The 12,289-nt window shown below is 27.4% G+C and carries 9 protein-coding genes and 3 pseudogenes; 6 read left to right on the top strand and 6 right to left on the bottom strand.

Annotated features, from left to right (window positions below; translation table 11 throughout):
- The first annotated feature begins 29 nt into the window (after positions 1-29).
- The 3 genes from BHAMNSH16_RS01920 (at position 30) to pepT (ending at position 3,348) form a co-directional block, all read left to right on the top strand.
- Positions 30-440 (top strand): Rrf2 family transcriptional regulator, encoded by a 411-nt coding sequence (locus tag BHAMNSH16_RS01920; protein ID WP_069732079.1) that lies wholly within the window; start codon positions 30-32, stop codon positions 438-440.
- A gap of 75 nt (positions 441-515) precedes the next feature.
- Positions 516-2,081, top strand: a complete 1,566-nt coding sequence (locus BHAMNSH16_RS01915) for an AbgT family transporter (RefSeq protein WP_008732770.1) — start codon at positions 516-518, stop codon at positions 2,079-2,081.
- Between the two features lie 25 nt (positions 2,082-2,106).
- Positions 2,107-3,348, top strand: coding sequence for a peptidase T (pepT, locus tag BHAMNSH16_RS01910; RefSeq protein WP_008732772.1), 1,242 nt, complete (start codon positions 2,107-2,109; stop codon positions 3,346-3,348).
- A gap of 652 nt (positions 3,349-4,000) precedes the next feature.
- On the opposite strand, the gene BHAMNSH16_RS01905 is transcribed toward pepT, so the two are convergent.
- Positions 4,001-5,038 carry a serpulina hyodysenteriae variable surface protein gene (locus BHAMNSH16_RS01905; RefSeq protein ID WP_008732184.1) on the bottom strand — a complete coding sequence of 346 codons (1,038 nt, stop codon included), beginning with the start codon at positions 5,036-5,038 and terminating at the stop codon, positions 4,001-4,003.
- Positions 5,039-5,208: 170 nt separating this feature from the next.
- Between BHAMNSH16_RS01905 and BHAMNSH16_RS01900 the strand changes: the two genes are divergently transcribed.
- A complete protein-coding gene (locus tag BHAMNSH16_RS01900; protein WP_069732080.1) occupies positions 5,209-5,469 on the top strand; it encodes a type II toxin-antitoxin system RelB/DinJ family antitoxin in 261 nt (86 codons plus the stop codon).
- A pseudogene (locus BHAMNSH16_RS01895) lies at positions 5,462-5,728 on the top strand (Txe/YoeB family addiction module toxin). The gene BHAMNSH16_RS01900 and the pseudogene BHAMNSH16_RS01895 overlap by 8 nt, the downstream one beginning before the upstream one ends.
- A 150-nt stretch (positions 5,729-5,878) precedes the next feature.
- Here BHAMNSH16_RS01895 and BHAMNSH16_RS01890 read toward each other — a convergent pair.
- The 3 genes from BHAMNSH16_RS01890 to BHAMNSH16_RS01880 form a co-directional block, all read right to left on the bottom strand.
- Positions 5,879-6,280, bottom strand: coding sequence for a type II toxin-antitoxin system HicB family antitoxin (locus BHAMNSH16_RS01890; RefSeq protein ID WP_039954276.1), 402 nt, complete (start codon positions 6,278-6,280; stop codon positions 5,879-5,881).
- Positions 6,281-6,311: 31 nt separating this feature from the next.
- Positions 6,312-6,509 carry a type II toxin-antitoxin system HicA family toxin gene (locus BHAMNSH16_RS01885; protein ID WP_069732081.1) on the bottom strand — a complete coding sequence of 66 codons (198 nt, stop codon included), beginning with the start codon at positions 6,507-6,509 and terminating at the stop codon, positions 6,312-6,314.
- Positions 6,510-6,697: 188 nt separating this feature from the next.
- The gene (locus BHAMNSH16_RS01880) at positions 6,698-9,352 is read right to left on the bottom strand and encodes a valine--tRNA ligase (RefSeq protein WP_069732082.1); all 2,655 of its coding nucleotides are present in this window, start codon (positions 9,350-9,352) and stop codon (positions 6,698-6,700) included.
- Between the two features lie 264 nt (positions 9,353-9,616).
- Between BHAMNSH16_RS01880 and BHAMNSH16_RS01875 the strand changes: the two genes are divergently transcribed.
- Positions 9,617-10,927 carry a bifunctional folylpolyglutamate synthase/dihydrofolate synthase gene (locus tag BHAMNSH16_RS01875; RefSeq protein ID WP_069732083.1) on the top strand — a complete coding sequence of 437 codons (1,311 nt, stop codon included), beginning with the start codon at positions 9,617-9,619 and terminating at the stop codon, positions 10,925-10,927.
- A 30-nt stretch (positions 10,928-10,957) separates the two neighbouring features.
- Here BHAMNSH16_RS01875 and BHAMNSH16_RS01870 read toward each other — a convergent pair.
- Together BHAMNSH16_RS01870 and BHAMNSH16_RS01865 are read right to left on the bottom strand one after the other, a co-directional pair.
- Positions 10,958-11,664 (bottom strand): annotated as a pseudogene (locus tag BHAMNSH16_RS01870) (hypothetical protein).
- Between the two features lie 138 nt (positions 11,665-11,802).
- Positions 11,803-12,228: pseudogene (locus BHAMNSH16_RS01865) on the bottom strand (hypothetical protein); the annotation flags it as partial.
- Positions 12,229-12,289: the final 61 nt, after the last annotated feature.

Raw genomic sequence — 12,289 nt, 5'->3', positions numbered from 1 at the left:
TAATTTTTAATAATTTTAAGGATAATTTAATGAAGATTAGTTCAAGATTTACAATAGCTGTTCATACATTGCTTTGCATATTAGAGTTTAAAGATGAAAAAATAACATCAAATTTTATATCAGAGAGTGTTAATGTTAATCCTGTAATAATAAGAAATATTTTGATACAGCTTCAAAAAGCAGATATTATCACTGTAAAAAGAGGCACAGGAGGAATAAGTCTGAATAAAAAGACAGAAAATATTACATTACTAGATATATTTAATGCTGTGGAAAGCCTAGATGAAGGAAAACTTTTCAGTTTTCATGAAAATCCAAATAAAAAATGTCCTGTTGGAAGTAAAATTAATGATATACTTCAGCCCAAACTGAATGATGTACAGCATGCTATGGAAAAAGAATTAAAAAAAACTACATTAAAAGATATTTATAAAAGTTAAAAAAATTAATATATATTTTTACAAAGATAAAATATTTTGGTATTTAATATAAAAAATATATTAAGGATATATTTTATGGAGAAAGAAAATATTAGATTAGAAAATGGAAATAGCAAATTTGAACATTTCCTAAAAGCAGTTGAATTTCTAGGAAATAAACTTCCTGATATAACTATTTTATTTTTGATAGCTTTTTTTATAATGGTTATACTTTCATGGATATTATCGCATTTCACATTCAATTACTTTCACCCTACAACAGGAGAGCAGATAAAAATTATAAATATGCTTGCTCCTAGTGAATTAGCAAAATTTATCACTAAAATGATAAATAATTTTGTAAGTTTTCCCCCTCTTGGAATAACACTTGTAGGAACATTGGGAATAGGAGTGGCAAACGGCAGCGGATTTATTAGAATGATTATAATTAAAATTTCAAGTGTAATACCAAAAAAAGCTGTAACTCCGGCCGTTATGTTTATATCTATATTGAGTCATATAAGTTCAGATTCTGCTTATGTTATATTGATGCCTGTAGCAGCTATGATGTTTTTTTCTTTTGGAAAGCACCCGCTGGCAGGAATTGCCGCTTCATTTGCAGGACTTGCGGGAGGACATTCAGCAAGCTATACTCCTTCTATAATAGATCCAATAATGCAAGGTTTCACACAAAATGCAGCAAGAATGATAGATCCTACTTATACGGTTAATGTTTTATGTAATTATTTTTTAAGTTTTTCTTCTACATTTGCTGTAATACTAGTTGGCTGGTTTGTAACTGATAGAATAGTTGAGCCTTTTTTATGGAGAACTATGCCTATTGATAAAGATGCAGCTATAGAAAACACTGATATATCTTTGATAACTAAAGAAGAAAATAAAGCTTTTAAAATAGCTGTGTTAGTTTTAATATCAATGATTATTCTTTTAATAGCTTTACTTATACCTAAAAGCTCTTTACTTAGAGCACCTGACGGACAATTAACTACACCTGATGCCCCTATTATGCAGGCAATAGTTCCTGTAATATTTTTGTTTTTAGTTATACCGGGATTTGTATATGGGAAATTAACTAATAAATTTAAAACATCAAGAGATTTCAGCAATGCTATGGCTGACAGTATAAAAAATCTAGCATCATTTTTAACTTTTGCTTTTTTCTGTGCTCAGTTTTTATATATGTTTGGTACTTCAAATGTAGGTACATTAATGGCTATAGCAGGTGCTGAGTTTTTAAAATCTTTGAATATGCCTCCTCAAATAACCATTGCAGGTATTATTCTTCTTACAGGAGTATTGGATATATTAATAAGTTCTGCTTCATCTAAATGGGCTATAATGGCCCCTGTTCTTGTACCTATGCTTATGGCAGTTGGTATATCTCCGGAATTAACTCAGGCATCATACAGAGTAAGCGATTCTGCTATGAATATTGTTACTCCTATGTTTTCATTTTATCCTTTGATTATTTCTTACTGTCAAAAATATTGTAAGAAAACAGGTGTCGGTACATTATCTTCAATGATGATACCATACAGTATAGGAATATTTATTGCTTTATTAATAATGCTTTATGGTTTTTGGGCATTGAATATACCTATTGGATTTAACAGCGGATATGTTTATCCTCCTGTTAATTAATATATTATTATAATAAAGGGTTAAAATGATTAGTAATGAAGATATTAAAAAATTTCAAATAGACAGCTTTTTTAAATATGTAAAAATACCAAGTCAGAGTAAAGGAGGTTCTGATACTATTCCAAGCTCTGAAGGTCAGATGAAACTTGCTGAAGTTCTTGCCAATGATTTAAAAACTTTGGGGTTACAAAATATTATATTGAATAATAATGCTATAGTAACAGCAATTCTTCCAAAAAACAAAGATAATGTTCATTCTGTTGGTTTTTTAGCACATCTTGATACTGTTGACATAGGGCTTTATGGAAATGTTAATCCTCAGATATTAACTTTCAAAGGTGAGGATTTTTATCTGAATAAAGAAAAAAATATAATATTTAAAGTGTCAGAACACCCTGAAATAAAAAACTATCTTAATGAGGATATTATATTTTCAGATGGTACTAGTGTTCTTGGTGCGGATAATAAAGCAGCAATATCAACTATAATGTCAGCATTAAAATATATTATAGAAAATAATATAGAACATGGAGACATACACATAGCATTTGTACCTGATGAGGAGATTGGGCTTTTAGGTTCTAAGGCATTGGATTTGAATATATTTAAACCTGATTTTGCATACACAATAGATTCTTGCGAAATAGGGGAGGTTGTATATGAAACATTTAATGCTGCATCTGCTATTATAGATATAGAAGGTGTAACTGCCCATCCTATGAGTGCCAAAAATGTATTGGTTAATCCTATATTAATAGCAATAGATATAGCTAATGAATTTGATAGAAAAGAAACTCCAGAATGCACTGAAAAAAAGGAAGGCTATATTTGGATTCAGGGTATAAGCGGAAATCAGAGAAATGCATCTTTAAGATTAAGCATAAGAGATCATGATAAAACACTTTATGAAAATAAAAAATTAAAAGTAAAAGAAGCTGTTGAAAAATATAAGAAATTATATCCTAAAGCCAATATAGAATTAAATATTCAAGATGTATACAGTAATATAGCAGATTCTATAAAAGGAGATAGATTTGCAATAGATATTATTTATGAGGCTATGGAAAATCTTAATATAGAGCCTAAAACTTTATCTATGAGAGGCGGTACTGATGGTTCTGTTTTATCATCAAGAGGTCTTCTTACTCCAAATTATTTTACGGGTGCTCATAATTTTCATTCTATATATGAGTTTCTTCCTTTATCATCATTTTATAAAAGTTTAGAAACTACTATTGAAATAATAAAAATTATATCTTCTAAATAAATTATTAACATATAATTTTTTATTATGTATTCAGTAAATTTATAGGGTTTAATATCTCTTATAAGTTTATAATATCATTTTTAGTCAACATAATATTATTATAATGTCAAAATTAGGTATTGCTGATTAAGTCTGTAGCTTATGTTTTTATTTCTGCAAATTATAATTTTATCTGTATTATTAAGTTTTACTAATAGATTAGTTTTTTAGGTCTTATTTTAGTTATTTCTATAAGCGAGATTATAACATTAGACCTATTGCGATTTTGCACATATATATAGTGATATTATTATATAATAAATTAAAAAATAATATTTATAGTTTTAATAATTGGGGCTTTGCCCCAAACCCCACTTCTTTTGGTGACCCAAAGAAGCAAAAGGACTGCATCTTTATATCTTATTTATATAATATTATATTACATTTAAAAACAAAAAATACTCTATATAAATTAGTGTAAATAAAATTATATCCTATATTTTTTATATCAACTGTATAAATTTACAAAATTGCAACAGGTCTATTAATTGCATCGATAGCTTTATACAAAAATAGAAATACTAATGCTATAATTAACGATTAATTTTAATTGACTTTGTATATCACTAAAAATTAATATACAAAGCCAATAAAATAATTAGATACTTATAATCTATAATTGAGTAAAGTACCAATTTATACCTGTTGCAGACCTAAAATTAACTGGTATTGGATTATTTGATGAGTTTATACCCATTTCAAAATACCATTCCAAATCACTTACAGGATATACTCTCACTTCAGAATAAGCTCCCCAAGTAAGAGTATGATTAAGATTACCAACTTTTTTACCGTCATATATTATTTTATAGCCTATACTAGGTTCAAAATATAAACTAACAAAATCAGAATTAGCATACAATGATAATGCAGGAGTTATTCTCACAATATAAGGATTAGACTCATATATTTCATTTGCATTATTTGAAGTATATGATATCCTGTCATAGGACTGTATATTTACTAAAGTATCAGTATTTTCATTAATAATATCTTTACCCTTTGCATCCAATGCTGAAGAATATAACACTTTTATAAAAGGGTTAATCCAAACATTATTAATAGTAGTAGGAAGAAAATAAAATCTTAATTCTAATCCAAAAGAAGAAGCACTATTAACATTATAACTATTTTTACCATAATTAATATAAAGTCTTACAGCATTAACAGAATCAAGCCCGGTATAATATCTTATTTCAGAAGTCGTACTAAAAGCAGAATAATCAGAATTATCTTTAGCATCAGCTATTTGAAAAGGCACGCATATTCTCAAACTGTCATTCATAGCATTAATCATTAAAACAGGAGTATGAACATCTAAAGAAGAATCTATATAAGTATAATTATATCCAAGTCCTACACTTATAATCTCTGAAGTGTATGCCAAACCTAAAGAAATCGTTGCATCTAATGATAGTTTTCCATTATCAATATAGCTCATTATATTACCAAAAGAGAGAGTATCTGCCTTAAAGCCGAAAGTACCTTTAACTCCCCTATTACCCAATACAAAACCTAATTGATCTGTCCTAGCTCTAAGATGACTGCTGTCTGTGAGAAAATCCATCCAATCATTGCTAAAACCGTACATACCAAATACCGATGCAGACGAGACTGCAAAACACAATATTGTTTTTAATAAAGTTTTCATTTTATGTTTCCTTAAAAATTGATATTTTAATAGAAGGCGATTATAACAAATATAAAAATAAAGTAAACAGATACATAGCATAGAATAAATAATATAATTTAAAAATATTATGCTATTGTATTTTAATATTTTTACAGATATAATTTCATTAAATAATAATGGAGTTTCATATGTCAGAAGTAACTATTAAAATCGATGATGAAGCCGATAAACTTTTTAATGATTTGGGTTTAGACTTTAATACAGCTATTAATATATTTTTGAGAACATCTATAAATACTCAGTCAATTCCATTTAAAATAAAAAAAAATAAACAATTATATACAGATAATGATAATTTCTACAATGAAGAAAATATAAAATTTTTAAAAAAAGGATATTTGGAATTAAAATCTGGATTAGGACATAAAAGAGAGTTATTAAATGAATAAAATTTTTTATGACAAAGCTTGGGAAGATTATCTTTATTTTCAAAAGAACGATAAAAAAATATTACAGAAAATTAATGATCTTATAAAAGATATATAAAGAAATGGTTTATTGATTGGTATAGGAAAACCAGAGAGATTAAAAGGGGAATTAAACGGATTATATTCTAGGCGAATAAATTATGAACATAGATTAGTATACTATATTGAAGATAATAATTTATTCATAGTTGGCTGTAAAACCCACTATAAAAATAATTAAATTTTATAATAGTTTATAATAATTAAAAATACAGTGAAAAATAATAATAATAAAGAAACAAATAATCCTATCGGAAGGGATTTCTTTAATTATATTCATACATACTTATAAAGAAAATATTTTTAAATAATATCTATACTATTTTATATATTACTTATAATGATTTTGTATATAATCTCTAGTAGCCAAATTGATAAACTCACTTCTATTGCTTGAAATATTATCTATCATATTAATTAAGTTTTCATCTAATGTTATATCAATTCTCTTTTTTCTTTCCCTTGATACTTTAACTTCAATCAGCATTCTTATATCTGGTTTAGTATCTTCTGTTTCTTTTATTATTTTCTCTAAACTTGAAGCTTTAGGAATCTTATCTCCATCTTCAAGCATACCGTCAATATGCATTTGAAGTGCTATTTTTGCATTATTAGCAGTTTCCTCTAAAGTTTTTCCAGAACTTACACAGCCGTCAAAATCATAGAATACAGCATTATATCCAGACTTAAATTTATATATATTTACTACGAATGTTTCTAAACTCTTTTTCATAACTTTTAAACCTAACATAAAATATAAAAATTTATTTTTTTATAAGTTTTATACCAGCTTGTTTTTCTATACTTTTTAAAACAAATATTCCCAAATCTACATTATTATGACAGGGAACTGTTACTCTTCCTTTTTTATCTTTATGCTTAAATTGTTTATGACTTCCATTTTGAGCAATTTCAAACCAACCATCTTGTTTTAATAATTTTATAACTTCTGAAGCCTTCATAAAAACCTCTTAATAATGATTTTCAAACATATAATACTCCAGATAATAAGATCTAATTTATACACATAATTATACACATAATATATTTAATGTCAACATTTAATTATTTAAAATAAAAAACTTGACCTACAAACATAAGCCAAGTTTTTAATTTTACTTTTATTAAAAATATTATTTAAGCATTAAAATTATAAAGAAGATAAAACTTCCTCTATACCTCTTAATTTATCCTCAAACTCTTTTTTCTTTCTGTTTTCTGTATCAATAGCTTCCTGTTTAGCTTTACTCATAAAGTTTTCATTAGAAAGTTTTTTGTTTACTGCTTCCAAATCTTTTTTATATTTAGATGCCTCTTTTTCTAATCTTTTTTTCTCAGCTTCTAAATCTATTATGCCAACAAGATTAACATTTATCTCACCGCCTTCAAATACTTTAACAAAAGCTCCTTTATTTCTTTGAGTATCTTTTGAAGAAACTATATTTAATGATTCAGTAAGCGAAAGTGATGATATAATATCTTTATAGCTTTCTGTAGTATTTTTGAAATAGTCTGAACTGCATCTTATTATAACATCAAGTTTTTTATTAGGAGGCAAATTAAATGATGAGCGTGAGTTTCTTATTCCAGATACTATATCCTGAATTAAATTAAAATCTTTTTCTATATCTTCAAATATATATTTACTATTAGCTTTAGGATACTCTCTAATCATCAATGCCTTTGAATCAATATTATGCTTTGGTAAATTAGAATAAATCTCTTCTGTGATAAAAGGCATAAATGGGTGAATCATAGCCATTGACTCTTCAAGCACATATAATAATACAGCAATAGTCTTTTCTTTTTTAGTTTCATCTTTTAAATCAAACTTGCTTATCTCTATATACCAATCGCAAAACTCATTCCAATAGAATTTATAAATAGTCTGAGAAGCCTCATCAAATCTATACTCTTTTAATTTTTTAGTAGTATCATCAATAGCCTTCTGAAGTCTCGATAATATCCATTTATCTTTATTTTCAAGTTCAAAACTCTCTAAATCTTTTATATCAGCATTATCTTCAATGCTGCCGAAAATATATTTAGCACTATTGTATATTTTATTAGCGAATTTTCCTCCCATTTTGAAAAGTTCTCTGTCAAGCCAAATATCCTGACCTCCTAATGAAGTTATAAATGATAAAGTAAATCTAAAAGCATCAGCTCCATGCTCATCAATAATTTCTATAGGGTCAATGCCGTTTCCCAAACTCTTAGACATTTTTCTTCCGATTTTATCTCTTATAAGTCCGTTAAGATAAACATCTTTAAAAGGTACATCATTCATAAAATGAGTTCCAGCCATAATCATTCTAGCAACCCAGAAAAATAATATATCATAACCTGTAACAAGAGCAGTAGTAGGATAAAAATATTTTAATTCTTCATTAATTTCAGGCCATCCGAAAGTAGAAAAAGGCCATAACCAAGAAGAAAACCAAGTATCAAGTACATCTTCATCTTGATGAATATTTTTACTTTTGCATTTACTACATTCTGTAATATCGGTTTTTGATACCATCATCTCGCCGCAGTCATCACAGTACCATACTGGAATCCTATGTCCCCACCATAATTGTCTGCTTATACACCAATCTCTAATATCAGTCATCCAGTGATTATAAGTATTAATCCATCTTTCAGGGTAAATTTTTGTATTGCCGTCATTAACTGCCTTATATGCTTTTTCTGCTAAAGGCTTCATTTTTACAAACCATTGATCGCTGTAATAAGGCTCTACAACATTATGACATCTATAGCAGTGTCCCACTTGATGTTTGATATTATCCTTGCCTACAAAAGCCCCTAGCTCTTCAAGCTCTTTTATAATCATACTTCTAGCTTCTTTTACAGTTTTACCCTGATAATGAGAAGGAGTATTTTCATTGAATGTACCGTCTGGATTTAATATATTAATGATATCTAAATTATGTCTTTGAGCTATAGCAAAGTCATTAGGGTCATGGGCTGGTGTGATTTTTAAAGCACCTGTACCGAAATCTTTATCAACATAAGTATCTTTTACAAGTCTTAATTTTCTGCCTACTATAGGAAGTATCAAAACATTCTCTTCTGTAAGATGAGCATATCTTTCATCATCTGGGTGAACAGCAATAGCAACGTCTGCCAAAATAGTTTCAGGTCTTGTAGTAGCTATTTCAATATAATCATTAGTACCGTCTATTTGGTATTTAACATGATACAAAGCACCAGCAACCTCTTCATGTTCTACTTCATCATTAGCCAAAGCAGTGCCGCAGCTAGGACAATAGTTGATAAGATATTTTCCTCTGTATATTAAACCCTGATTATAAAGCTCAACAAATACTTCTCTTACAGCATTGCTTAGGCCTTCATCAAGAGTAAATCTTTCCCTCTCCCAATCGCAGGAGCAGCCTATTTTTTCTAATTGTTTTACTATTATAGAGTGATGTTCATTAGCTACTTCCCAAGTCTTTTTAACAAATGCCTCTCTTCCCAAATCATATTTATTTTTTCCTTCAGCTTTTAATCTTCTCTCAACAACATTCTGTGTAGCAATACCTGCATGGTCCGTACCCGGCATCCATAAAGTACATTTGCCTAGCATTCTGTGAAATCTTATAAGTATATCCTGAAGCGTATTATTAAGTCCATGCCCCATATGAAGTACGCCTGTAACATTTGGAGGAGGTATGACTATAGAATATGGTTCTTTATTTTTATCCATAACTGCATGAAAAAATCCGTTTTCCTTCCAGAAATTATATAATTTGTCTTCGATATTTTTAGGAGTGTATCCTCCTTCTAAAGTGTGTTTCATATTCTTTTTTTCCTCCAATAAATCAATAATAATATTAAAAATTGATAATATATTTTATACTATATAGAATATTTTTCAATTATTAATTTTTATTTACATTAATTTATTAATGATAATATTAAATATTTAAATTATAAATTCTATTGATTTTTATTAAATAAAATGAAATAGTTTTATGCTTTTGTATTGCAGTCTTTTTTAAAATATGATATTCTTATGCATTTGAAAGAAACAAAGAAAATATGTTAGATAATGGAAACAATTATGGAGAACATGAATGAAGCTTTAGACTATATATACTCTTTTATGGGTAAAAAGACATTGCATAAAAATAGTTTTAATCATATAAACAATGTTAAAAGTATTTTAAAAATTTTAGGCTACAAACAGATTTTTAAAGTTATACATGTAACAGGAACAAAAGGCAAAGGTTCTACCACATTGGTATTGTCTAAAATGCTTTCATCTATAGGCTATAAGTCTGGGGCTTTCATATCGCCTCATATAGTTAATGAAAGAGAGAGAATATCTATAAATGAAGAATGGATAAGTGAGAAAGATTTTATCAATATAATAAAAAAAATAAAGAATATTGTAGATAATAATGAAGTATATAGTGATATAACAGTCTTTGAAATATTTACAATAATGGGATTATATTACTTTTTTATAAAAGGTATAGATTATGCTTGTATTGAAGTTGGTATAGGAGGAAAATTGGACTGCACTAATATAGTAGAGTCGGATATAAGTATTCTTACATCAATATCTTATGATCATATGGAAGTATTGGGATATACTATAGAAGAAATAACTGCACAGAAGGCAGGGATAATAAAACCTAATTCTCTTGTAATCTCAGCATATCAGGAAGAGAATTCTATAAATATAATAGAAGATATATCAAAAGAAAATAATTGTAAATTATATGTTTTTAAAAAAGATTTTGATGCGGAAATAATACTCAACAGTAATGAACAATTAGAATTTAATTATATAGAAAATAATAAAAAATATAATTTTTCAACTGTTTTACTTGGAGAACATCAGGCAGAAAATATATCTCTTTCTTTTAAAGCATTAAATCTGCTTCTTAAAGAGGATAATAATCATACAGAAAAAAATATAAATAAAGCAATAAAGTCTTTAAAAGATTTTAATATAAATGCACGCCTTACATTTATGCATAGGAATCCTGATATAATAGTGGACGGAGCTCATAATTCAAAATCATTAGAAAGAATACTGAATACTATATATAAATGGTATGATGATATCATAATATTATTTGCACCTTTAAGTCAGAAAGATATAAAAAACATGGCTGATGTATTAAAAAGACATGATTCGTTAATAATATTAAGCTCCCCGGATAATGTATCTCATAAAGAAACGGACAGCTATAAAACTTATAAATATTTTAAAGATAATAGCAATGTTAAGCATATACCAATTTTTCATGATGCTATTAAGGATATAAAATCAATTAATAAAAATAATAAACCTGTACTTGTAATAGGTTCATTATATGCCGCTAGTGAATTTATAAGTTTATATAAAGATAGCGATATATAAAATATGTACCAAATATTTAATAAATATTAATTATATAAATATTAGTTCTCCTCTTTCTTTTTTGCCAAATTGGAATATATCCAAATGTATACCGAATTGAGCACCCACATCAACAGAAAATAATTTACCAGGATATTTATAGCCTTCTCCTAATGAACCTAAATTATCTTTTATTTGTATGTTTGGTATATCAAAATTAACATATAATGATAAACTTAGAACAATTAAATTTATACCTGTATAAAGCCTTATATATGGTATGAAAGGGTTACTAAATCTTGCTGATAAAGTTCCTCCGTTTAATGCTGTATAATTGCCTCCAATCCAATATTTACCTGTGAAAGGAAATTTAACACCTCCGCCTATACCTAATTGAAATATTAAAGGCCGCCATTCAAAATTAAGCCCTGTCATAACACTGTCAAATTCATGTGTGAAATCTTTATAAGAATATTGAAATTTAAATGTATCTCTATACCAGCCTATATCTAAACCTATAGAAATATTATGAATACCTTTTCTATCTACTTTAAAATTAATTCTAGGCTGAAATATAACTCCTACTTCAAATGCACTTTGCGGAGATAATGTTAAATTTGGGTCTGCGTTATTATTTTGATAAAAACTAGGAATGCTTCCTCCTAATGGAATATAAAGACCTAATCCTAAAGAGTTAGAGTAGGCTAGTGCTGATATCATCATGAATATATATATATTAGTATAATAATTTTTTTCATATTTTTCCTTAAAACTAATAAGAGTATTGTATTATAGCTAGATATAATAATTTATAATATTGCTTTTCGATAAAAAATTTTGAAATATATAAATAAATCTGAAAATTGAATGACTATTTAAATACTGCATAAATTAATTCCGTCGCTTAATGATACCTTATTATTTCCTTCCCAATATTGACCTGTAAAAGGAAATTTAACACCGCCGCCTATGCCTAATACAAATAGCGAAGGACTCCATCTAAAATTAAGACCAACCATAACATTGTCAAATTCATGCGTAAAGTTTTGCGAAGCAGTTTGAAATTTAAATGTATCTCTATACCAACCTATATCTACACCTATAGATATATCATTATAATCATTTACGTCAAAAGTAACTCTAGGATTAAATATAACTCCAACTTCAAATGCCGATTTTGGACTTAATGATAGATTATCGTTTTGATAGAGACTAGGAATACTTCCTCCTAATGGTACATAAAGCCCTACATCTAAAGAGTGCGAGTATGCTAGTGCAGATGTAATCAGAAATAAACTGATTAGAATAGTAATTTTTTTTATATTTTTCTCCTTGAAATTTATGTTAGTATACTGCAGAAATATGGAGTAATTTAGGATATTT

Source organism: Brachyspira hampsonii (genome assembly GCF_002214805.1).
In the GTDB taxonomy this organism is placed as follows: domain Bacteria; phylum Spirochaetota; class Brachyspiria; order Brachyspirales; family Brachyspiraceae; genus Brachyspira; species Brachyspira hampsonii.
This window is presented reverse-complemented; position numbering and strand designations above follow the sequence as displayed.

What these genes read in the sequence shown, in the direction of transcription:
- BHAMNSH16_RS01920 (WP_069732079.1), top strand. Translation starts at nt 30, where the DNA reads ATGAAGATTAGTTCAAGATTTACAATAGCTGTTCATACATTGCTTTGC.
- BHAMNSH16_RS01915 (WP_008732770.1), top strand. Translation starts at nt 516, where the DNA reads ATGGAGAAAGAAAATATTAGATTAGAAAATGGAAATAGCAAATTTGAA.
- pepT (WP_008732772.1), top strand. Translation starts at nt 2,107, where the DNA reads ATGATTAGTAATGAAGATATTAAAAAATTTCAAATAGACAGCTTTTTT.
- BHAMNSH16_RS01905 (WP_008732184.1), bottom strand. Translation starts at nt 5,038, where the DNA reads ATGAAAACTTTATTAAAAACAATATTGTGTTTTGCAGTCTCGTCTGCA.
- BHAMNSH16_RS01900 (WP_069732080.1), top strand. Translation starts at nt 5,209, where the DNA reads ATGTCAGAAGTAACTATTAAAATCGATGATGAAGCCGATAAACTTTTT.
- BHAMNSH16_RS01890 (WP_039954276.1), bottom strand. Translation starts at nt 6,280, where the DNA reads ATGAAAAAGAGTTTAGAAACATTCGTAGTAAATATATATAAATTTAAG.
- BHAMNSH16_RS01885 (WP_069732081.1), bottom strand. Translation starts at nt 6,509, where the DNA reads ATGAAGGCTTCAGAAGTTATAAAATTATTAAAACAAGATGGTTGGTTT.
- BHAMNSH16_RS01880 (WP_069732082.1), bottom strand. Translation starts at nt 9,352, where the DNA reads ATGAAACACACTTTAGAAGGAGGATACACTCCTAAAAATATCGAAGAC.
- BHAMNSH16_RS01875 (WP_069732083.1), top strand. Translation starts at nt 9,617, where the DNA reads ATGGAGAACATGAATGAAGCTTTAGACTATATATACTCTTTTATGGGT.